Annotated in this window: 19 protein-coding genes; 14 read left to right on the plus strand and 5 right to left on the minus strand. The window is 40.0% G+C overall.

Going from position 1 to position 21920, the window contains the following annotated elements:
- The first annotated feature begins 36 nt into the window (after window positions 1-36).
- The 8 genes from SAE01_RS12285 to lysA all read left to right on the plus strand — a co-directional run bounded on the left by SAE01_RS12285 (window position 37) and on the right by lysA (window position 8730).
- Window positions 37-1050 (plus strand): Gfo/Idh/MocA family protein, encoded by a 1014-nt coding sequence (locus SAE01_RS12285; RefSeq protein ID WP_147204060.1) that lies wholly within the window; start codon window positions 37-39, stop codon window positions 1048-1050.
- A gap of 1 nt (window position 1051) precedes the next feature.
- Window positions 1052-1516, plus strand: coding sequence for an acyltransferase (locus tag SAE01_RS12290; RefSeq protein WP_147204061.1), 465 nt, complete (start codon window positions 1052-1054; stop codon window positions 1514-1516).
- 77 nt (window positions 1517-1593) lie between these two features.
- Window positions 1594-3003: a phenylacetate--CoA ligase family protein gene (locus SAE01_RS12295; RefSeq protein ID WP_147204062.1), complete on the plus strand. Its 1410-nt coding sequence runs from the start codon at window positions 1594-1596 to the stop codon at window positions 3001-3003.
- 136 nt (window positions 3004-3139) lie between these two features.
- Window positions 3140-4165, plus strand: coding sequence for a glycosyltransferase family 4 protein (locus SAE01_RS12300; RefSeq protein WP_147204063.1), 1026 nt, complete (start codon window positions 3140-3142; stop codon window positions 4163-4165).
- Between the two features lie 104 nt (window positions 4166-4269).
- A complete protein-coding gene (locus tag SAE01_RS12305; RefSeq protein ID WP_147204064.1) occupies window positions 4270-5280 on the plus strand; it encodes a glycosyltransferase family 2 protein in 1011 nt (336 codons plus the stop codon).
- A 349-nt stretch (window positions 5281-5629) separates the two neighbouring features.
- Complete coding sequence (atpG, locus tag SAE01_RS12310; RefSeq protein ID WP_147204065.1) at window positions 5630-6511, plus strand: ATP synthase F1 subunit gamma; 882 nt, start codon at window positions 5630-5632, stop codon at window positions 6509-6511.
- 106 nt (window positions 6512-6617) lie between these two features.
- Window positions 6618-7466 (plus strand): SMC-Scp complex subunit ScpB, encoded by an 849-nt coding sequence (gene scpB / locus SAE01_RS12315; RefSeq protein ID WP_147204066.1) that lies wholly within the window; start codon window positions 6618-6620, stop codon window positions 7464-7466.
- A gap of 49 nt (window positions 7467-7515) precedes the next feature.
- Window positions 7516-8730: a diaminopimelate decarboxylase gene (gene lysA / locus SAE01_RS12320; RefSeq protein WP_147204067.1), complete on the plus strand. Its 1215-nt coding sequence runs from the start codon at window positions 7516-7518 to the stop codon at window positions 8728-8730.
- 43 nt (window positions 8731-8773) lie between these two features.
- On the opposite strand, the gene SAE01_RS12325 is transcribed toward lysA, so the two are convergent.
- Window positions 8774-9163 (minus strand): Dabb family protein, encoded by a 390-nt coding sequence (locus tag SAE01_RS12325; RefSeq protein ID WP_218029145.1) that lies wholly within the window; start codon window positions 9161-9163, stop codon window positions 8774-8776.
- Window positions 9164-9348: 185 nt separating this feature from the next.
- On the opposite strand from SAE01_RS12325, the gene SAE01_RS12330 reads away from it, so the two are divergent.
- From SAE01_RS12330 to rnc, 4 genes are all read left to right on the plus strand, one after another.
- Complete coding sequence (locus SAE01_RS12330; RefSeq protein WP_147204068.1) at window positions 9349-10182, plus strand: 3-keto-disaccharide hydrolase; 834 nt, start codon at window positions 9349-9351, stop codon at window positions 10180-10182.
- Between the two features lie 440 nt (window positions 10183-10622).
- Window positions 10623-10859 (plus strand): acyl carrier protein, encoded by a 237-nt coding sequence (locus SAE01_RS12335; protein ID WP_018617185.1) that lies wholly within the window; start codon window positions 10623-10625, stop codon window positions 10857-10859.
- 99 nt (window positions 10860-10958) lie between these two features.
- Window positions 10959-12212, plus strand: coding sequence for a beta-ketoacyl-ACP synthase II (gene fabF, locus SAE01_RS12340; RefSeq protein ID WP_147204069.1), 1254 nt, complete (start codon window positions 10959-10961; stop codon window positions 12210-12212).
- A 4-nt stretch (window positions 12213-12216) separates the two neighbouring features.
- Window positions 12217-12927, plus strand: a complete 711-nt coding sequence (gene rnc / locus SAE01_RS12345; protein ID WP_147204070.1) for a ribonuclease III — start codon at window positions 12217-12219, stop codon at window positions 12925-12927.
- 95 nt (window positions 12928-13022) lie between these two features.
- Here rnc and SAE01_RS12350 read toward each other — a convergent pair whose 3' ends face one another.
- Together SAE01_RS12350 and SAE01_RS12355 are read right to left on the minus strand one after the other, a co-directional pair.
- Complete coding sequence (locus tag SAE01_RS12350; protein WP_147204071.1) at window positions 13023-13565, minus strand: hypothetical protein; 543 nt, start codon at window positions 13563-13565, stop codon at window positions 13023-13025.
- A gap of 241 nt (window positions 13566-13806) precedes the next feature.
- Window positions 13807-14097, minus strand: a complete 291-nt coding sequence (locus SAE01_RS12355) for an isoamylase early set domain-containing protein (RefSeq protein WP_147204072.1) — start codon at window positions 14095-14097, stop codon at window positions 13807-13809.
- Between the two features lie 220 nt (window positions 14098-14317).
- On the opposite strand from SAE01_RS12355, the gene SAE01_RS12360 reads away from it, so the two are divergent.
- Window positions 14318-15283 carry a glycoside hydrolase family 5 protein gene (locus SAE01_RS12360; RefSeq protein WP_147204073.1) on the plus strand — a complete coding sequence of 322 codons (966 nt, stop codon included), beginning with the start codon at window positions 14318-14320 and terminating at the stop codon, window positions 15281-15283.
- Window positions 15284-15436: 153 nt separating this feature from the next.
- On the opposite strand, the gene SAE01_RS12365 is transcribed toward SAE01_RS12360, so the two are convergent.
- Both SAE01_RS12365 and SAE01_RS12370 read right to left on the minus strand, forming a co-directional pair.
- Window positions 15437-18196: a hypothetical protein gene (locus SAE01_RS12365; RefSeq protein ID WP_147204074.1), complete on the minus strand. Its 2760-nt coding sequence runs from the start codon at window positions 18194-18196 to the stop codon at window positions 15437-15439.
- 164 nt (window positions 18197-18360) lie between these two features.
- Window positions 18361-19380 (minus strand): aldo/keto reductase, encoded by a 1020-nt coding sequence (locus SAE01_RS12370; RefSeq protein WP_147204075.1) that lies wholly within the window; start codon window positions 19378-19380, stop codon window positions 18361-18363.
- Between the two features lie 265 nt (window positions 19381-19645).
- On the opposite strand from SAE01_RS12370, the gene SAE01_RS12375 reads away from it, so the two are divergent.
- A complete protein-coding gene (locus SAE01_RS12375; RefSeq protein WP_246113229.1) occupies window positions 19646-21877 on the plus strand; it encodes a transferrin receptor-like dimerization domain-containing protein in 2232 nt (743 codons plus the stop codon).
- Window positions 21878-21920: the final 43 nt, after the last annotated feature.

Raw genomic sequence — 21920 nt, forward strand, 5'->3', positions numbered from 1 at the left:
ATTCTTAGTTCTTCTAAGGAAACATAGTCATCTGGAATGAAAATAAAGTTTGCTTTAATTGGTTGCGGCAGGATAGCAGAAAGGCATGCAGAACATATAAAAACCTATGGAACATTGGTAGCCGTCTGTGACGTTGTAAAGGAACGAGCCACCATGTTTGCTGGAAAATATAAGGTAAACGCATACACAGAAATAGACATACTGCTGCAGCATGAAAAAGAGATAGACGTAGTTGTCGTATGCACACCCAACGGTTTACACGCCTCCCATTCAATAAAAGCTTTACAGGCAGGTTTTCATGTACTATGCGAAAAGCCAATGGCGATAAAGGTCAAAGATTGTAAAGCGATGATTGCAGCAGCAGAACAGGCGAAACGAAGTTTGTTTGCAATTAAGCAAAACAGGTTTAACCCACCGGTCGTGGCGGTAAAAGACGCTATCGAAAAAGGAATTTTAGGAAAGATCTATAGCATTCAGCTAAGCTGCTTCTGGAACCGAAACCCTGATTATTACCACAACTCCTGGAAAGGAACCAAAGAGCTTGACGGCGGCACTTTATTCACCCAGTTCAGTCATTTTATTGACTTGCTATACTGGATGATCGGAGATGTTACACGCGCCTATTGCCTTACCGCCAACTTTGCCCACAAAGAAATTATAGAGTTCGAAGACACAGGTGTAGTAGCTATTGAATTTGTGAATGGCGCTGTCGGTACGATCAATTATACGGTAAACAGCTACAATAAAAACATGGAAGGTTCCCTCACTATTTTTGCGGAGAAAGGAACAGTAAAAATAGGAGGGGAGTACCTGAACGAACTGGAATACCAGAACATTAAAGACTTCGAGTTCAAGAACATTCCTGCCGGTAACAGGGCAAACAATTATGGAACGTACGTTGGCTCCATGTCGAATCATCATAAGGTGTATGAGAATTTAATCCAGGTTTTACTACACAACGGCTCAATGTCGGCCAACGCTTTCGAGGGAATGAAGACAGTCGAAATAATAGAGAAAATTTACCAGTCATCGAAACAACTAAATAACTAAGGTGGCTGATCCTATTCTTATCTCGTCGGGAATTGTTGATGTTGTCTTTGGGGAGAACGTAAAAGTAGTGACGCCTGTGAACTTGTACGGTTGCACTGTAGGTTCGAACACTTTTATCGGTCCTTTCGTAGAAATACAAAAAGATGTAACGATAGGTGAACACTGTAAAATTCAAAGCCACTCATTTATTTGCGAGCTGGTTACCATAGGTAATGATTGTTTTATTGGCCATGGGGTCATGTTTGTAAACGATCTCTTCTCAACCGGAGCACCGGCCGAAGGCAAAAGAGAACTTTGGAAGGCAACGACTATTGGAAATCATGTTTCCATCGGAAGCAATACGAGTGTGCTCCCGGTAAGTATTTGCGATCATGTGGTCATTGGCGCCGGATCAGTTGTCACAAAAAATATTACCAAACCAGGAATTTATGCCGGTAATCCTGCAAAGCTTATACGAACTATTTAGGTGTAGGCGTTTTAGTTAAGGCATTAAAAAGATGCGTACGTCCCCCATATAATTTTCTCAAAACAAGCTCCCCTAATTTGCCCCTTACAGAAACCATTTACCAAAAAAGCCCCGTTGCAATTCAGAATATATTGATTTCTGCTTTCGGCTATCAATGGAAGAAACGAAGATTCGGGGGCATATTTTCCAAAGAGTATAAAGCAGCAAAAAACAGGGAAAGCTATACTGTTCAACAGTGGACAGACTATCAGCAAGCCGAACTTCAAAAGTTGCTTTTGCATGCGCAGGCCAAAGTCCCTTTTTATAAGAGTTCATTTGATGAGAAAGGAATAACGGCTACTGACATACAAAATCTAGACTTAGGAAGGCTTGAAGATTTGCCGGTTCTAACAAAAGAGCAACTAAGGAAGTTTTGTACCACGACGCTAATCTCAACTACTAAAGAAAGTAACACTTCCTTTTTTTCATCCAGTGGTAGTACCGGCACTCCTGTTAAAATTTTGTACTCGCATTCTATGCACCAAAAGTGGTTTAGCATTTTTGAAGCAAGGATAAGAAACTGGGCAGGCGTAAGCAGTTTTATTCCAAGAGGTATGATTGGTGGTCGGCGTATTGTGGCTGATGCCTCAAACACTCCTCCCTTTTATAGATACAATTATTTTGAGAAACAGGCCTACTTTTCAGCCTACCATATCAGTTCAGCCAACGCCTCGAACTACCTTAAAGGAATTGAAAAACACAAGGTAGAATACATGACAGGTTATGCTATGAGCAATTTTTTTCTTGCTCGTTTTTTAATGGAAAATAACATGCAAGCGCCTGAACTCAAAGCTGTACTTCCTTCTAGTGAAAAACTTAGTCCTGAGATGAGGCAGATGTTTTTAGAAGTGTACAACTGTAAAACTTTTGACAGTTGGGGAAGCGTTGAAGCCTGCGGAATGGTAAGTGAATGTGAACATGGCAGCCTTCATATAAACCCCGATGCAGGCATCATTGAAATTCTGGACGATGATTTAAAACCCGTACCGGATGGAGTTGCAGGAGACGTGTATTGTACAGGGTTGCTGAACTTTGATCAGCCTTTGATTAGGTACAAAATCGGTGATAGAATGATCAGGAGCAGTGAGCCTTGTGCTTGTGGACGTAATATGCCGGTGATTAAAGAAATTGTTGGCAGAATTGAAGATGTAGTAATTGGAAGAGATGGCCGGGAGATAGTACGTTTTCACAGTATATTTTATGGATTGGAAAAAATTAAAAAAGCTCAGGTAATACAGGAAGAGTTAGGACATATTCATATAAAAATTGAGGCAGAAACTTCACTGACGCAAGAGGAAGAAAATATGATCGCACAAAGAGTAGAAAGTCAGCTGGGAGAAATGGACATATCGATTGAAGAAGTAGTTTCTATTCCATTAAACAAAAATGGAAAATTCCAGGCAGTAATCTCTAAAGTAAAAAGGCAGGCGCTCAATTCTATTACATGATGATGTCATTGGTTAATTTGTTTTGTATACGATATATAAAAAGCCTGATAAAGATGTTACCATTGAACGGAGCGTCGCAACGATATTTAATCGAAGAACTGAAGTTGGTAACCAAGAAACTTTGCGGCTACCAAGCATGACCCGGAAGATTATTTACGTCGATAATTTTCTTACGACTCATGGACAGACACCTACAACGGGCACTACTTTAGTAAAGCTTTTTGCCGAAGAAGGTTATACAGTCATCCCCACGAGCAGGAAACAAAACCAAGCTTTGCGTCTTTTCGACATGCTTTTTACAATTGTATCAAATCGGCTGCACTCTGTAGTGTTGATAGCGACGTATAGTACTTCAGCTTTTTATTTTGCATGGCTCTGCGCAATGTGTTGTCGAATTTTCTACATACCCTACATTCCCTGTTTACATGGAGGCAACCTTCCGGACAGAATAAAAGGATCGCCTAAAAAAGCAGCTCAATTGTTTGCAAATAGTTTTATGAATGTTGCTGTGTCGGGCTACCTGCACAAGAGCATGGCCGACCAGGACTGGAAGTGTCTGATTATCCCTAATAACATCAGTATTGGTGCTTACCCCTTCAGACAAAGAACTCATTGCGCCCCTAACATTCTCTGGGTAAGATCTTTTCATCAAATTTATAATCCTACACTTGCCATTCGAATTCTGAATACCTTATTGCAAACACATCCTGGCGCAACCCTGACTATGGTTGGCCCTGATAAGGACGGAAGCCTTGAGCAATGCAAAGCATTGGCAAAGGAACTTGCCATTGAACGCCACGTGACTTTTACAGGATTATTGCCACGCGAGAAATGGGTTGAAATTGCTGCGAAGTGTGATATTTTTATCAACACGACCAACTTCGATAACCTTCCTGTAAGTGTGGTTGAAGCTATGGCGCTGGGTATGATTACGATTAGCACGAATGTGGGCGGGGTGCCCTATCTAATAGAAAATAACCAGAACGGACTACTTGTGCCTGCGGGTGATGAAGTGGCTTTTATTGAAGCTATCTGGCGAGTTATCGACAATAGTTCACTCTGCCAACGACTTAGTTCTGCTGCACGAAAGAAGAGCGAAGAGTTTGATTGGAGCAACATAAAGGTTTTATGGAACAAACTTTTTTACTCAATTTCTCCATAGCCAAATTCTGATCTGTTATACAAACTTTACATCACTATCAATCTGACCCTAACTTGCACGGGTTCAACGTCGACCAAACTTATAATAATACTTCTCTGTCTCCAATGATAACTGTCATTTGTCCTGTTTATAATGAAGCTGCGTACATCCATTCGGTGCTTGATTTTTTTGTCACGGCTTTACCGGCAGACAAAGAATTGATACTGGTTGATGGAAGTTCTTCAGATGCGACTTGTGCTATTATTGAGGAATATAGGATGCTTTACAGCAATGTTCATCTGCTCCATAACCCTGATCGCTATGTACCCTTCGCTCTAAATAAAGCAATCAAAGCAGCTAAAGGAGATATTATTGTAAGGCTTGATGCACACACCGATTATAACCTGCATTACTTTGAAAGAATAATCGAGACTTTTGAAAAAACAGGTGCAGACATTGTGGGTGGCGCCATGCGAATTGCTGTTGGCAATAGTGTTCAAAATGCGATTGGTTATGCAACCACTACGAAATTTGGTGTCGGTAATAGTTCTTTCCATTTCGAGGATTTCGAAGGCTACACCGACAGCGTTTATCTCGGTGCGTGGAAGAAAAGCATCTTTGAAAAAACGGGTTTATTCGACACCAATTTCAAACGTAACCAGGACGACGAGTTTCATTACCGCGCAAAAAGTTTAGGGTTCAAGGTGTATCAAAGCCGAGATATAAAGCTGTATTATCATCCCCGAAAGAATTTCAAATTGCTGTACAAACAGTATTATCAATATGGCCTGTACAAGCCTTTAGTGCTTAAAAAGGTTAAAACTGCCACCAATGTCCGCCACCTCGTTCCGTCCCTATTTGTAATCTACCTGGCCATGTTGCCTCTACTGTTGTTATTAGGACTTACAATCAGCCTTGTGCCGCTTGCTCTATACCTTCTTGTAGCAATCACTTTTGCGGCCATTAGCAGAAAGCCTTTTAAGGAGGTTGTTCTAATTCCCCTTGTGTATTTCACACTTCACCTCTCATACGGCATTGGCTTTCTTGCCGGATTAACATTGAAACCTGTCACGAAGAATGGCAAGACAAGTAAGGTTCTGGTGACAGACCAAAGAGAACTTACTGTTAATCCATAGTTGCAGCTATCATCTTTTACTTCTCCTGTTTAAGTCTGCGCTTTCTCCTGTTACGGCCCTGGCCACGCTCTCCCTCCCAATTTTTTTTACCCAAAATGAGATAGCAAACGCACTGCTTTTGCCTTTTGCTGTCCATCCCTTACCTTTGCAGCCGATTTAACTAATGCTGTTAGTTTTTCATTTTTAAGTATGTCTACATCTTCTTTTGCTACGATTTGAAGGGAAGTTTGATGGAAGTTTGTTAAAACAACTGTAAGAAAATCTAAGAAGCTGGCAGACGTAAGGGAGGTTTAAAGATTTTTAATAATATTTTTTGGTTTTATCGAAATGAAACTTAAAACACGAAAAAATGAGTGGCCAATTAAAAGAGGTTAGGAACAGGATTAAGAGTGTGCAAAGCACGCAGCAAATTACCAAGGCGATGAAAATGGTAAGTGCCGCTAAGCTTCGCCGTGCCCAGGATGCAATTACTCAAATGCGTCCTTATGCTCAAAAGTTGCAGGAGATGTTAAGCAACATTGTGAGCAGTGGTGACGATGACGTAAGTGGTTCACTTGCGGTGGAAAGAGGTAAAGAAAGAATTCTTTTAATTGTAATTACGAGCGATCGTGGTTTGGCAGGAGGTTACAATGCTAACATTGTAAAGCTGGCTAAGGAAACAATTTCTTCGAGGTATAGCGACCAGTTTAAAAAGGGAAACGTCACCATTTGGAACATTGGGAAAAAAGGCTTTGAAAGCTTGAGCAAACAGAACTATAAAACGAATGCAGATTTCAAAGATGTTTTTTTAAACCTGCACTTTGAAACTGTTCAGGCTGCTTCAAAAGCGGCTGTGAAAGCATTTGAGAATAAAGAATTTGACGTGGTTGAGTTGATATATAGTGAGTTTAAAAACGCTGCTACACAGAAGTTTGTGGTAGAAAGATTTCTGCCAATTCCTAAAGTGGAAAGAAAAGGCGGGCAGAAAAAAGCTGATTTTATTTTTGAACCAGCCAAAGAGCAGCTGGTAGCGGAACTAATGCCTAAGATTTTGAATACGCAATTATTCAAAGCTGTTCTAGACGCACACGCAAGCGAACATGGGGCACGTATGACTGCTATGGATAAGGCGAGTGAAAATGCCAACGAATTATTAAAGACGCTGAAGATTTCATATAACAGGGCAAGGCAGGCTGCCATCACTACCGAGCTTACCGAGATTGTGAGTGGTGCCGCCGCGTTGAATGGATAAACTTGAAATAAAAGTGGATTTTAAATCCTATCCTCATAACTTTTACAACTATAAATAAACTTTAGTCTCATCAAGGGATTTTAGTAACTCCTTTAGGGGTTTCACTATGGAACTTTCGCAGATAATTCCTCATATCGAAGCTTTGATCTTTGCCAGTGATAAACCACTTACGGCACTAGATATTGTTGACCTCATCAACAATGCTTTTGGTTTTATGGAAGAAAGGATCTCACTGGACCAGATAGAAGCTGCAATTGAAGGAATCCGTGAAAAATACAATGCGGAGTTCTATCCGTTTGCGGTAAGAGAAAGCGGAGGTGGTTATCAGTTCCTGACCAAAAAAGATTTTTATAAAACGGTCGCATTGCTAAATGGCGAAAAATTTTTGAAGCGCTTATCTAATGCAGCTTTGGAAACACTCGCTATTATCGCTTATAAACAACCTATAACAAAGGGCGAAGTAGAAGCGATACGTGGCGTAAATAGTGACTATTCTGTTCAAAAATTGCTGGAGAAAGAATTAATTATTATTTCTGGACGGAACGAAGAACTTCCCGGAAAGCCGTTGGTTTATTCTACATCCAAATCTTTCATGGATTATTTCGGAATAAACTCTACAGACGATCTCCCAAAAATAAGAGAGGTGCTTGCCGAACAGTCCATCCAGGGAACACTTATCAACGATGCAGTAAACGCACCTGCAGACGACGCTACTGAAGCAGAACAAGGCGAAGAGCTGATGAGTCAACAAGAAGAAATTGCCGAGTTAGCAAATACAACTTTTATCGTAGCAGATAATGGAGAGTTGATTGAAAAGCCTTTACAGCAGGATCAAATTGAAGGCTTATCGGATGCTGGACCCGAAACTCCTTTGAAGGAAGAAAGCTCATCTGAAGATAAACCGGGTGATGAAAAACCGGGAGAGTCACCTGAAGATATAAAACAGGAAGATTAACGTTCTCCAACTCCTCTTTACACCTTTTTTCAAATTACTTTTGCCCACTATGTCGCTAAAATTATCCACTAAACAATTGATTAGTATTGCCAACGAGTTTGGTACTCCCGTGTATGTATATCACGCAGAAAAAATAGAAGAACAATTTAAAAAACTAAAAGAAGCTTTTAAAAATTCAAATTCTAAATTTTTCTATGCATGTAAAGCACTTACTAATATCAATATTTTAAAGTGGATGAAGCAGATTGGCGCCTCATTGGACTGCGTAAGTATTAACGAGGTTATGCTTGGTCTAAGAGCAGGTTTTGAGCCAAAAGACATTCTGTTTACGCCTAATTGTGTTGACTTCGAAGAAATTGAAGCGGGAAAGAATTTAGGGGTAAATCTCAACATTGATAATATTTCTATTCTTGAACAATTCGGAAATAGATACGCTCATTCTTACCCTGTCTGCATTCGGTTGAACCCGCACATCATGGCCGGTGGAAATTATAAAATTTCAACGGGGCATGTAGATAGCAAGTTCGGTATCTCTATTCACCAGTTGCGTCATATTGAAAGGATCGTAAAAACGACTAATCTAAATGTTACCGGTTTGCATATGCACACTGGCAGTGAGATCAAGGACGTAAACGTTTTTATCGAAGGCCTTGAGGTAATGTTTGAAATAGCGAGACATTTTCAAAATCTTGAATTCATCGATTTAGGTAGCGGCTTCAAAGTTCCTTATCAGCATGATGATCCTGAGACTGATGTCAATCAGTTGGGTGCTAAAGTTGCTGAAGCGTTTGCTGCATACGAAAAAGAAACGGGAAGAAAACTGCAGATCTGGTTTGAACCGGGCAAATATCTGGTAAGTGAAGCAGGTTACTTTGTTGTAAAAGCAAATGTTGTTAAGCAGACAACTGCAACTGTCTTTGCCGGTGTTAACAGCGGTTTCAATCACCTGATACGACCAATGTTTTACGAGGCTTTTCACCGAATCGAGAATATTACAAATCCCAAAGGAGCTGAACGAATTTACACTGTGGTAGGAAATATTTGCGAGACAGATACGTTCGCGTGGGATCGCAAGCTCAACGAAGTTCGTGAGGGCGACTTTCTTGTATTTTTTAATGCGGGTGCTTACGGATTTGAAATGTCAAGCAATTTCAATTCGCGGTTGAAGCCAGCCGAAGTCCTGGTAAAAGACGGCGAACCTAAATTAATCAGGAAGCCTGACGTATTCGAGGATCTTCTTAGAAACCAGATAGAGGTTCTATAGGAGAGCAGGCTAAGATAGGTTGCCACCAAGGGCAAAGGGCAGTCTATTGTGCTGCCCAATAATCAATTACCAGTACTTTATCAAGATGCGGCGTTAGCACATCTACAAATGCTTTGTGCGCGGGATGAGGCAAATACTCTTCACGGTCTTTCTCCGTTTTAAAAGTCACAAAGAAACAATGGGTAAAACCTTGATTAATGTTCTCAGGGCTATTGTTTGTGCCCCACTCAAATCCTTTTACAGCTTTTATTTTTGACGGTAGTTGGCGGAAGGCATTTTCTACTTTCTTAATATCAGCAGCTGTACTTGCATCTTTAAATTTTAGTAATACTACATGTCTTAATAATTTATCCGTCATTTTTTTTGTGTTTTGTGCATGTAAAGTTGATGTAATTGCAAACATGACCAGTAAACAAACTAAAGCTTTTTTCATTTGAGTTTTTTGGAATACAAGTTAATGACATTTGAATTGTTTCAGTCCTACAATTCCAGCTTAAGTAAAGAAAGGTCGGTGAAATGAGGAAGTGAGAATAGAACGCTTTGACGTTATTAATTGATAGTAAAATTAGAAAACAGTGTACTTTCATTTCTTATTACAGAGAACCTTATACAAGAAAAATGAAATACCTATTTGCTACTTGCTTGTTGCTTGTCTCAATTGTCGCGTCGGCCCAAAAGAAATCATCGCTTAAGTGGGTAAAGCTTTTCAACGGAAAAGATCTTAAAGATTGGAAAGTGAAAATAAAAGATCATCCTTTAAATGAAAATTTCGGTAATACTTTTCGTGTAGAGAATGGTGTTATGCAAGTACGATACGACCAGTATGATGATTTCAAAGAACAGTATGGCCATATCTTTTACAAGAAAAAGTTTAGCGCTTATCTCCTTGTAATAGAATATCGTTTTGTTGGTAACCAGGTAAAGGGAGGACCAGGCTGGGCGACCAGAAACAGTGGCGCTATGCTACATTGCCAATCACCTGAAAGTATGTTTCTTGACCAGGACTTTCCTATAAGTATGGAAGACCAGTTACTAGGTGGTAATGGTAAAGATGAGAGGTCAACTTGTAATCTATGTACACCCGGTACTAACGTGTTTTTAAAAGGTAAACTCTTCACACCGCATTGTGTCAACTCGAGCTCGAAGACTTATCATGGTGATCAGTGGGTACGAGCCGAAGCGCTTGTATTGGGTGACTCTATTATAAAACAGATAGTCAACACTGATACGGTAATGGTGTATGGCAAGCCTCAGTATGACGGCAATGATAGGTGGGTAAAGAAAGCTGGTTTGGAAGGCGGCAAATTAATTAAGGAAGGCTTTATCTCTTTGCAGAGCGAGAGTCATCCTTGTGAATTTAGAAAGGTAGAGCTGTTTGATCTTCAGCCATACATAAACAATCCAAAGAAGTTAGAAGCAATCTTACAAAAACTATCAGCGCGAAAAAGTTAGAATGAAAGAAAGAAATGATTGGCGAGATATTAAAAGATAAGAATAGGGCCGACGTACAGATGTTAGTACAAGTGAGTGACACAACGATGTAACAACGAAGATAAAATGCCCGAACACTAATTTTACTGAAACTGTAAAAAGCACATACAAATAGCCAAACTAGCAAGACTGTATACTCTTAAAAAAGATATTCCTTGTTGAAGATGAAATAGAGAGTTCACTATGAAGTTCTGAGGGAACATTTATTGCAGTAACAGTTTTTAGAACGAGTGTGGTGATAGCTAGCTTATTGTATATTGCATCGGAACATACAGTAAGAAGCAAGGCAAAGAAAAATCGTTGATTTATCTACGAACTTCAGTTCATAAATAAAAGTCAGGTATTTCGTTGCTTATTTACCAAAAATTATATTTTTGCAACCGTAACTAAACTTAATTACAATGTCAGACATCGCAACAAGAGTTAAAAAAATCATTGTTGACAAACTTGGCGTAGATGAAGCTGAGGTAACAACTGAAGCGTCTTTTACCAATGACCTGGGTGCCGACTCTTTGGACACCGTGGAATTAATAATGGAATTTGAAAAGGAATTTAATATTTCTATTCCGGATGAGCAGGCTGAAACCATTACAACAGTTGGCCAGGCTGTTGCCTACCTGGAAGAGCACGCTAAATAATTTGTCCGTCACTTATTAGCTAAACTTTTTTAATCCGCCTTGCGAATGCTTTTTGTGTTTGTCAGGCGGATTTATCACTTAACAATTTACAGGCAGAATATGCAATTGAAAAGAGTTGTTGTCACTGGTATCGGAGCTTTAACACCGCTGGGAAACAATCTTGAAGATTACTGGAATGGTTTGATCAACGGCGTCTCTGGTGCTAACATGATAACACTTTTCGATGCATCTAAATTCAAAACAAAATTTGCTTGTGAACTTAAGAACTTTGAAGCAACAGATTACCTCGACCGAAAAGAATCACGAAAAATTGACCGCTTTGCTCAGATTGCTATCATAGCAAGTGACCAGGCTGTGCTCGATGCAAAAATTGACAAGGCTACGATTAATCCTGACCGTGTCGGCGTAATTTTCGGTAGCGGCATTGGAGGTCTTATTACCTTTCAAAATGAGGTAATTGATTTTGCCAAAGGAGATGGAACACCTCGTTTCAATCCCTATTTCATTCCCAAAATGATATTAGATATAGCCGCCGGTCAAATATCTATGCGTCATGGTTTTCGTGGACCAAACTTCGCTGTTGTTAGCGCATGCGCTTCTTCTACCAATGCCATCATTGATGCCTTTGACTATATCCGTATAGGGAAGGCTGACATAGTAGTGACCGGTGGAAGTGAAGCTGTCGTTAGCCAGGCCGGAGTTGGTGGATTTAATGCAATGAAAGCCCTAAGCGAAAGAAATGATGGGTTCGAAACAGCCAGTCGCCCGTACGACAAAGACCGCGACGGTTTTGTAATGGGCGAAGGTGCCGGAGTGCTTATACTTGAAGATCTCGATCACGCTCTTGCCCGTGGTGCTCACATATACTGTGAGATCGCCGGTGGTGGTGCTACCGCAGACGCTCATCATATTACTGCCCCACATCCTGAAGGGTTGGGTGCAAAAAATGTGATGCTTTCAGCTCTTAAGGATGCAGGAATGAAACCTGAGGATATAGATTATATCAATACTCACGGTACTTCTACTCCTCTTGGCGATGGTGCTGAATTGAAAGCAATTACACACGTTTTCGGAGAGCACGCTTATAAATTAAACATCAGTTCTACCAAAAGTATGACCGGCCACTGCCTCGGTGCTGCCGGCGTTATTGAGGCCATTGCATGTATCCAAAGCATCGTACATGGTATCATTCCCCCTACTATTAATCACTTCACAGATGATCCTGAATTAGATCCTCAATTAAACTTTACTTTCAACAAAGCACAGCACCGCCCCGTTAATGCAGCTTTAAGTAATACGTTCGGATTTGGAGGTCACAATGCTGCGGTGATAGTGAAAAAATATGTAGCTTAACATTGTGGAATTCATCGAGCGATTTCTAGGTCGCAAAAAAAATATTCAGACTTTACAAAAGCAGTTGCAGAATGTGCTGGGCATTAAAACCGGCAACATTTCCCTATACACTACAGCCTTAAGTCACCGCTCGGTTAAAGAGAATGCAGACGAAAACAATGAAAGGCTCGAGTACCTTGGAGACGCTATACTGAGTGCAATTGTTGCTGATTATCTCTTCAAAAAATATCCGTACAAGGGTGAAGGCTTTCTTACCGAGATGCGCAGTAAAATGGTTAACCGGCAGCAGTTAAATGATCTGGCCATAAAAATTGGCCTTAAAAAACTGGCTCTCTATAATAAGGTTGACGGCTCTCTAAAAGGAAGTCAGATTTTTGGAAATACACTCGAGGCGCTTATTGGTGCATTCTACCTGGACAAGGGTTATCTCAAGACTCAGAAGTGGGTAACAAAGCAAATGATCATTCCTCACCTTTATGTAGATGATCTTGAACTGATTGACATTAACCTTAAAAATAAGTTGATAGGGTGGGCGAGTAAAAACGGCAAAGCCCTGGGTTTCGAAACCATTGCCGAAAAGCTTGAAAACAACCGCCGCGTCTTTACAATCGCGGCCGTGTTAGATGGAGAGCAACTTGCTATTGGTAAAGCTTATAATAAAAAGGACGCAAGCCAGATAGCTGCCCAACTAGCTATTGAGAAATTAGGTTTATAGATGCAAAAAGCTTTAAACCTCGCTTTATAGTTTCACTTGCTTGAAACGGTTCGATATAATTCTACTATTCTTAAAAGAGGAAATAGCTGTAAAAACTACTGATAGCTTATTGCAATATTTTTAAAAACTCCGTTACTTATAAGACCGGGCGCATACATTGTGGTTCCCGTATCTGTTGTAGCATTTGAAAGCTTCCCTGAAAAAGTTCCATCAATAGTGCCATTGGTATTTCTTATAATATCGAGATTTAACACGTCTTCACTTCTGTTTACAGAATATTGAACAGAGTCAAATTTTGTGGTAGTGATTGGGTTTGAAGAAGAACTTGTAGTATAGGTTCCTGTGGTTAAGCTATCTGTAGCTATAACTATAGTGATAGATCTTCTTGCCGATAGTTGCCCGACAATAACATACCTCGTATTTTCACCTGTTGTCGTTTTCAGTTGTTTCCTGCCATATACTCCAATGCCGGTATTCGAAAACGAACTATAGCCACCATTGATTTCAAAAGGGAAATTGTTTAATTGATATCTTATGTAACCGTCTGCGACATTGTAAACTCCCAGGTTTCTATTATCAGTTTTAAAACATGAGGCAAGTGTGAAGCTGAGGAGAGTAATTAATAAAAGTCCTTTCATTTTTTAAAAATAAGCATTTCTCGTCTTTTGCTTTTTGCCTCGTTTTTGTTTGATAGTACTCTAGAGATAAAAGTTTGAAAACTTGCAAGCACGGAAAAGAGAGTGGTTTGGTTAAATAAAAAGCTGCAAAAAAATGTTTATCGATAAACACTGTTTTGCAGCTTTTATTATTTGTACAATTTCATCTTATTTACCATCATTCAAATGACTTGAAAATAAAATGAGGTTTTAGTCTAATTGTTTAGAGAACGATTACGCTATTAACACTACCAAATTCATTATGGTGCTGACTATCTGCTTCGGGCTCATTAATCCACTCGGTCTCATTTACACGATATTTAAATTCATGCTGACTATTTTTAGGCAAAGAAACATCAGCGCTAAAAGTGCCATCTTTTTTCTTGCTCATCACTACTGAATTTTCCCAATCACTGTTTAATCCAAGAATTTCTACTGTCTCAGCATTTTCAAGATTTAGGGCAAATTTCACTTTACAATAGTCTTTTGTCTTGAAATATGTTTTTTGTACCATATTGTTTTAGTTTATTAAAGGTTAACAGTTAATACAAATATGAAAAAAAGGTAACCCTCTTAAAATATTCTGTCCTTTTAAAAACCATCCCGGAAAGCATTAAAGTAAATTAAGATTAAAAGTAATTTTTACTCATAAAACATGTATAACTCGCTGCATGGCTTACGGTTGAATTATTTGGGATAGGTGGGCTATATTCGTCCCACTTATTAAAATAATTATGAAAATAAAGACTCTGCTGGCCTTTTTATATCTTTTTTTTGTGAGTGTATTTCTATCGGCGCAACCTGTTAAACAACACGGGCCACTTCATGTTGACGGTACTAACCTGGTGGATAAAAAAGGAAATGCTGTTGTGTTAAGAGGAATGAGTTTTGGGTGGCACAACTTTTGGCCGCGTTTCTATAATGCAGAAGCGGTTAAGTGGTTACATACCGATTGGCAATGCACAGTAGTACGGGCCGCGATGGGAGTGGAGCCTAAAAACGGCTACCTGGAAAAGCCCGAAGAGTCAGTAGCAAAGGTAAAAGCAGTTGTAGATGCTGCTATAAAAGAGGGTATCTACGTAATCATTGATTGGCATAGTCACAACATTAAGTTGAACGAGGCAAAGACCTTTTTTGCCGAAATGGCTAAAACCTATGGAAAATATCCAAACGTTATTTACGAGATTTTCAACGAGCCAGACCAGGAGTCGTGGAAGGAAGTAAAGGATTATTCAAGAGAGGTTATTTCTACGATTAGAGCAATTGACCCCGACAATGTTATACTTGTCGGCAATCCCCATTGGGACCAGGACATACATACCGTTGCTGATGACCCTTTAACCGGTTTTACCAACTTAATGTATACGGTTCATTTTTATGCTGCAACCCATAAACAACAACTTCGCGACCGTTGCGATTATGCGCTGAAGAAAGGCATCCCTATTTTTATCTCCGAATCTGCAGGCATGGAAGCCAGCGGAAACGGACCTTTAAATATGGAGGAATGGCGTAAATGGATCGACTGGTCAGAGAAGAATAAAGTGAGTTGGGTTACCTGGTCAGTTTCTGACAAAAACGAAACTTGTTCTGTTTTGCTTCCAACCGCCAGCGCCCAAGGTAAGTGGGAGGATAAGGATTTAAGGGAGTCTGGAAAAGAAACAAGAGAACTGATCAGGCATTACAACAGCAAGGAAAAATAATTCTGTACCAGATGTCTTCATTTTAGCAACGAATGATAGTATAACGACATCGCACAACGAGTGAAACTGTTGTTTATTCAAATGAAAAGACTTTCTTAATGCCGATAAGCCAAAAAGCAAGTAATTCGTAATATCAGTTTCTTTGATTTATATCTAATGCCGTATGATATTCATTAATGGTAAGTCAAAAAACATCCCTGCTCTTAATGAAAATGCGGTTTCCTGTTTCTGTTTTGCGGCATCAAAAGTCCTTAACTCTGGCGTGTATTGGACACCAGCTGAAAAGCAAAGAGGAGTGTTTCTAATACCCCATTGTGCAAAAAGACCAGGGCTTATTAGTTGACCAAAGGTCACGTTGTTTGGCAACGCTCCTGCTGATCCTTTACTTAGTCGGTAAGAGACAGGCGCACCGATATCTATTATTGAAATCGTAATACTAAAATTATTTTCCTTAAGGCTTTTAAAACTTCCCTTTTTGGTAAGGAAGCTATTGCCAGTGATATTTTTAGCAGGCTTGCTATAGCCCCAGCTACAAGACACTCCAATTGGAGCCGAAACTCCGGCAGAAAAAGCAAAATCAGAATATTGCTTTAGATTGAAAGCAGATTGTTTCAGCTGTCCTTCATACCCTCCGTAGATTCCTACAAAGGCATTTAAATCAATAGAAAAGTTACTGCTTCTTTTCTGCTTGTAAGACACGGGGGGAGAAGCGTAGGATGATATTACCTGACTTAATGTTTTGCTATCTGGCGCCCGCCTTACATCACTAATAAATGAAACAGTACGGGTTATGGTATTGAAATTGTTTGATTCTGCAAGATTATTAAAGTCGGTTATTTTTAGCGCATTGTCTTTAACAAATCTATCCAACCTGCTACCATCGGTGATGTTTGGTGAAAGGTACTTTTTCAACTCCCCGCGCGCTATGCTGTTAAAAAAGCTGTCGCGGTTTAACTCATACTTGCTATACCACCTTACACTGTCAGCATGAGTTTTACTTGAGCTATAGGTATTAAAACTTGTAACAGTCTCTATGAATTTTAAAGATGCTTCTTTTACAACATCCTGGTTGCCATTTACAACGGCTTCCCATTCGGTTCTTTTTTTGTATTTATACTTGTATCGACTTTGAACATAGGCAAACAGCGCTTTCTCTTCTTTCAAACGTGTTTCTGACATTAGCTTTTCAAGAATATGCAGCGTTCGGTCAAAAGCTACCGAGTAATCTTTTCCTTCGAGCGCTTCAAAGACATCAGACAATTCTTTATAGGTTTCAACTCCCCTGTTCGTAACCGTAAAAGGACCGGTTTTTCTGAAGATAGATTTATCCTGGTAATCCGAAACAAGGGTTTTATAAAGCTCAGGTAAGAAACGCCAGAAATTCGCATTACTTTTTGGCACGTTACCTGATTTTACAAAATCATTTAAAGCTTGTTGATTCGTTTGAAATTGGTTTAGTACATAAAATGCATCTCCCAGCCACTTTTTAAATTCTCTCTGATTTACCGCCGCTGAGTCAACCCGGTCCCAATTACCCTGAGAAATGTTTAAAAACGAAAAGATCTGGTCCTTGTATTTTTTAAAAAGCAAACCTGATAAGATTCGAAATTGTTGGGGCGTTAGTTTGTTTAGATCAATATAACTTACCCAAAATTTGTCCCTGTCGATTGAGTAAAATTCGTCGTTTATAAGATGAAATAATCGGATAAATTTATTGAAAACTGAAAGATGCTCAGGTAGTGTGTCTTTGTATCTTTCATTTAGTAGTTCAACAATATCTATAATATTCCCTTTTTGTGCTGCAAGTACTGGTAGTTCTATTGCCTCCCGAATGAAATTGAAAGTCGGACTGTTCTTATACTTACGGTAAAAATAATTATCAGTATTCTTAAAAGAAGCAATGCGTTGAGGTATCATGATAAAATCCTCAGCAAACGCCTGCTGCCACACATTTCCAAAATTTGGCATTTCGTAACTGTTGTAGGTTGTAAACAGCCGCAGTGTTTCCGGAAAAAGGTTTAATAAAGTAGAATCTGTTTTCAATGCCTTTTTTATATACTCAAGGAAGGTAATAGCTGTTTCGTATTTTACTCTATTGGCAAGATAAATAGCCACTGCATCAACCATTTGGGTTTGGGTAGGCATGCTTAAACCTGGAGCAGATGCTTGTTGATTTTCTGCTTTAATTGCTTCTGCTGAAGTATTTAATTGTTTTAAAACTATTTTATATTCTTTGAAGTGGATGTCACCGGTGGGCTCTGGGATTTTCAATTTTCCGTCCCGTTTAGCTGGTGGCAGATTTTTATATTCAATAACAATTTGCTCGCAAAAAACATTTTTTATATTCTCCTTTTGTCCCTTTAATTCCAACAGCTTATTTTGTACGTCTATATAAATCGGTTTGATGCTTTCGGTGTCTGTAAAAATTCTCGTGCTATCTATATATCCTTTGTACCAGCTTTGAATTTTCAACCTGTGATCATTCATTAGCTTTTCCGACTTACTTAACGTATCAAGCAGCTTAAGCTGCGAAAAAACTACATCGGCCATCACAGTGTCTATTAACTTTTTAAACTGATAAATTTTGACATAGGACTTGTCTTCCCACTTAAGATTTGCTTTTAAGATAGAATCGCAACTAATGTCAGGTACTTTAAGCTGATCGATCAGTTGAATGATGGCAGGGTCTTCCTTAAAGTAATTTCTCAGTTTTTCTCTTCCGGGATCCGCCGCGAACTCCCTGGCTTCATTTTCGGAAAGATAATTTACCAGGATAGCTACTATTCTTTCTGTATTTCTAATGCTTGAGTCAAGACTTAGTTGTGCAAGTTCTTTAGCGTTATAAAAAGCATTTTGGGAAATAGCGAGGTTACTAATACATGTTATTACAAACAGTATTACAAGTTTTCTCATAGAGTTTTTTTCGGGTTAAGCAAGTAGTTGGCCAACGGTTTACTAATGTAATAAAAATATTAAATGAACTAAAGTGTTAATTATAGCTACTTTATTTAAATAAGAGAGCCGGCAACAATGAGTGCCGGCTTTCTTATAATTATCTGTAACAAATGAACGCGTTATTACGCTTTTCTATCCTGGCCTTGCCTTTCAAGCATCCAGCCGGGATACTCGGGCTGCAGCTTACTTACGTCGTTTAATTTTTCCAGCTCTTCCGCATTAAGCTGTACATCGACTGCCTTCAGGTTGTCTTCAAGTTGCTCAGGTTTTTTCGCGCCTATGATAACACTCGTTACAGCCGGCTGATGTAGCAGCCATGCCAATGCTAGTTGCGCAACTGAAATTCCTTTTTCCTGTGCGATGGGCTGCATCACGTCAATAATGTCAAATGCCTTTTCTTTATTTACCGGTGGAAAATCAAAACTAATGCGTCTGCTATCTTCCGGCCCTTGCATGTTGCGACCATATTTGCCGCTTAGTAATCCTCCGGCTAAAGGGCTCCACACCATAAGGCCAACTTTTTGATCTTGTAACAATGGTCTAAGCTCGCGTTCAAGATCACGGCCTGCAATGGTGTAGTAAGCTTGCAATGAAACAAATTTCGCCACTTTGTTATAGGTCGAATAAGACAGCGCCTTCATAAGTTGCCATGCAGCGAGATTGCTGCAACCGATGTACCTCACCTTCCCGCTTTTGACAAGATCGTCCAAGGCCCAAAGCGTTTCTTCAAGCGGTGTCAGTGGATCGTAACCGTGTATCTGGTACAGATCAATATACTCTATGTTCAGACGTTTAAGACTTTCCTCTGCTTGCTGTACAATATGTTTTCTGGTGAGGCCTGAATTGTTAGGTCCTTCACCCATTTTACCTCTGACCTTTGTTGCGATTACAAGGTCGTCCCTGTTTAGTCCCAGGTTTTTAATTGCTCTGCCGGTCATCTCTTCAGATAAACCTTCGGAGTACACATTAGCGGTATCTATGAAATTGATGCCCGCATCTACCGACCGTTTTACCAATTCATCAACCGGTTCCTGGGCAAGTTGGCCAATTGCCGTCCAATATCCTTTACCACCAAACGTCATGGTGCCGAGGCAGAGCTCTGAAACTTTTAAGCCAGTATTTCCCAAAATCTTATATTTCATTTAGCTAATTTTTAAAATGATTTAATTGAATGCTTATTGCACAAATATCAGGCTAACCAAAAGGTGTGGAAGTTAGGGTTGCCTTCAACTACTTCAACAATAGGGGTCTACAAAAGTTGGGTGCAATAACTGTATCGGATTTGAAAACGCACCTGCTGCTTGTAAATAAACTGTACAAGTGTGCGACGCAAGAAAAGATCAATTGAAAAACAAAAGCCTGCTACATAAAAATCTCTTTCTTAAATTGCCGGCTTCAATCATGCGTATGAGAAAAACGTTTACGAAAATTGTCATTACGGGGTTGTTCTTTTTGCCGCTTCGGGCACATGCTCAAACAGAGACAATCACGGGTTTCACTACTATTACCTCAGGCACTCAAAAGCAGTTGGAAAGCCGCTTCGACCAGCAATTGGATGCACAAAATATAGGGGCTGCGATAAAAACGTTTTCTGCAAAACCCCATCATATAAGTTCGGCAGGAAGCAAGGAATATGCAACCCTGATAGAAAACAAGTTAAAGAGCTACGGCTTTGATACAAGGATAGAAACCTATACCGTATTGTTTCCTACTCCGATAACACGAGTGCTGGAAATGACCGGACCAACAACCTTTAAAGCCCTTTTAAAGGAGCCATTATTAAAAGAAGACGCTACATCGGGCCAACAAGGACAGTTACCCGTTTATAATGCGTGGAGTGCTGACGGCGATGTTAAGGGTGATCTTGTTTTTGTGAACTATGGATTACCGCAGGATTATGAAGAACTGGAGAAATTAGGCATCGACGTAAAAGGTAAAATCGTTATTGCAAAGTACGGAAGAAGCTGGCGCGGGATAAAACCAAAAGTTGCACAGGAGCATGGAGCAATAGGTTGTATAATTTATTCTGATCCAAAAGAAGATGGGTATTTCCAGGGCGACGTATATCCGAAAGGGGCTTTTAAAAATGAATATGGTGCACAACGGGGAAGTGTAATGGATATGGTTATTTATCCCGGCGATCCTTTGACGCCAGGAGTTGGTGCCACCCAAAGTGCCACAAGGATTGCAAGTCATAATGAAGCTCCTAATTTGTTGAAGATTCCTGTCTTACCCATAAGTTACCACGATGCTGAGCCTTTGCTTAAAGCACTTGAAGGCCCCGTTGCTCCCCCTGATTGGCGTGGTGCATTGCCTTTCACTTATCATATTGGTCCCGGTAAAACAAAAGTGCATTTAAAAGTTGCGTTTGACTGGAAGATGGTTCCTTGTTACGATGTGATAGGAATGATAAAGGGAAGCAAACTACCCGATGAATGGGTGATAAGAGGAAACCATCACGATGCCTGGGTGAATGGTGCAGGCGACCCCGTCAGTGGTCTTGCTGCCATGTTGGAAGAAGCCAAAAGTATAGGCGCGATGGTAAAAGGCGGATGGAAACCAACACGCACACTTGTGTATTGCGCATGGGACGGAGAAGAGCCTGGACTACTTGGTTCAACAGAATGGGCAGAAGATCATGGTGCTGAGCTGCAGCAAAAGTGTGTTGTATATATTAATAGTGACGGTAATGAAAGAGGTTTTCTTGAAGCCGGAGGCTCACATGCATTAACTAAGATGATGGATGAAGTGGCAAAAGGCATTACAGATCCGCAAACAAAAGTAAGTGTATACGACAGGCATAAGGCAAGGGAAGTGGTATCGGCAGCAGGCACTAAAGCAAAGAAGGATGTGTTGGCTGAAACTACAATGGAGTTAGATGCCCTTGGTAGTGGCTCTGATTTTTCAACCTTTTTGCAACATTTAGGAATCCCTGCTTTAAACCTTGGTTATGGTGGTGAAGGTCCGGGTGGCGAATATCATTCTATTTATGATTCTTATGATTTGTATAAGCGCTTTAAAGACCCAACGTTTGCTTACGGAGTTGCCCTTGCTCAAACAGCAGGACATGTAGCTCTGCGTATGTCGGAGTCAGAATTACTTCCGTTTGATTTTACTGATTTGTATAAAACCCTGCAAAATTATACAACGGAGCTTCAAACTTTGACTGAAACCATGCGTGATAATACCGCCATCGAAAACAAGCTTTTGAGTCAAAGCAAATATGTACTTGCATCAGATCCATCCAAAACTTTTATCGCTCCAAAGGCAAAAGATGAGGTTCCATATATCGATTTTTCTCCTCTGCAAAATGCGTTGGTAACCTTGCAGAAAAGTACAGACAGTTTAGTGGGAGTTATAAAAAAGGCAAATGCTGCAGGTGGAAACCATGACGCATTGAACAAGCAATTGTACCAGGCAGAGCAACAATTATTATTGAAGAACGGGTTGCCCCGGAGAAATTGGTACAGGCATGCCATCTATGCTCCCGGTTTTTATACAGGGTATGGCGTTAAGACAATGCCGGGAATACGCGAAGCAATTGAACAAAGAGACTGGAAAGAAGCACAGGAACAAATAGGATTGAGCGCGGAAGCGATTACCAAGTTAGCTGCATACTTATCCATTATTATGAGGTAGGATATTTGCAATTTGAAGAGCAGCAAGTTTTAAAGGTACCATG

It is taken from the genome of Segetibacter aerophilus (genome assembly GCF_007991655.1).
Lineage (GTDB): Bacteria > Bacteroidota > Bacteroidia > Chitinophagales > Chitinophagaceae > Segetibacter > Segetibacter aerophilus.

Coding starts and splice junctions, on each gene's coding strand:
- SAE01_RS12375 (WP_246113229.1), top strand. CDS start 19,646: ATGAGAAAAACGTTTACGAAAATTGTCATTACGGGGTTGTTCTTTTTG.
- SAE01_RS12285 (WP_147204060.1), top strand. CDS start 37: ATGAAAATAAAGTTTGCTTTAATTGGTTGCGGCAGGATAGCAGAAAGG.
- SAE01_RS12360 (WP_147204073.1), top strand. CDS start 14,318: ATGAAAATAAAGACTCTGCTGGCCTTTTTATATCTTTTTTTTGTGAGT.
- SAE01_RS12370 (WP_147204075.1), bottom strand. CDS start 19,380: ATGAAATATAAGATTTTGGGAAATACTGGCTTAAAAGTTTCAGAGCTC.
- fabF (WP_147204069.1), top strand. CDS start 10,959: ATGCAATTGAAAAGAGTTGTTGTCACTGGTATCGGAGCTTTAACACCG.
- SAE01_RS12365 (WP_147204074.1), bottom strand. CDS start 18,196: ATGAGAAAACTTGTAATACTGTTTGTAATAACATGTATTAGTAACCTC.
- SAE01_RS12350 (WP_147204071.1), bottom strand. CDS start 13,565: ATGAAAGGACTTTTATTAATTACTCTCCTCAGCTTCACACTTGCCTCA.
- SAE01_RS12355 (WP_147204072.1), bottom strand. CDS start 14,097: ATGGTACAAAAAACATATTTCAAGACAAAAGACTATTGTAAAGTGAAA.
- SAE01_RS12300 (WP_147204063.1), top strand. CDS start 3,140: ATGACCCGGAAGATTATTTACGTCGATAATTTTCTTACGACTCATGGA.
- atpG (WP_147204065.1), top strand. CDS start 5,630: ATGAGTGGCCAATTAAAAGAGGTTAGGAACAGGATTAAGAGTGTGCAA.
- SAE01_RS12335 (WP_018617185.1), top strand. CDS start 10,623: ATGTCAGACATCGCAACAAGAGTTAAAAAAATCATTGTTGACAAACTT.
- SAE01_RS12330 (WP_147204068.1), top strand. CDS start 9,349: ATGAAATACCTATTTGCTACTTGCTTGTTGCTTGTCTCAATTGTCGCG.
- SAE01_RS12305 (WP_147204064.1), top strand. CDS start 4,270: ATGATAACTGTCATTTGTCCTGTTTATAATGAAGCTGCGTACATCCAT.
- SAE01_RS12325 (WP_218029145.1), bottom strand. CDS start 9,163: ATGAAAAAAGCTTTAGTTTGTTTACTGGTCATGTTTGCAATTACATCA.
- scpB (WP_147204066.1), top strand. CDS start 6,618: ATGGAACTTTCGCAGATAATTCCTCATATCGAAGCTTTGATCTTTGCC.
- lysA (WP_147204067.1), top strand. CDS start 7,516: ATGTCGCTAAAATTATCCACTAAACAATTGATTAGTATTGCCAACGAG.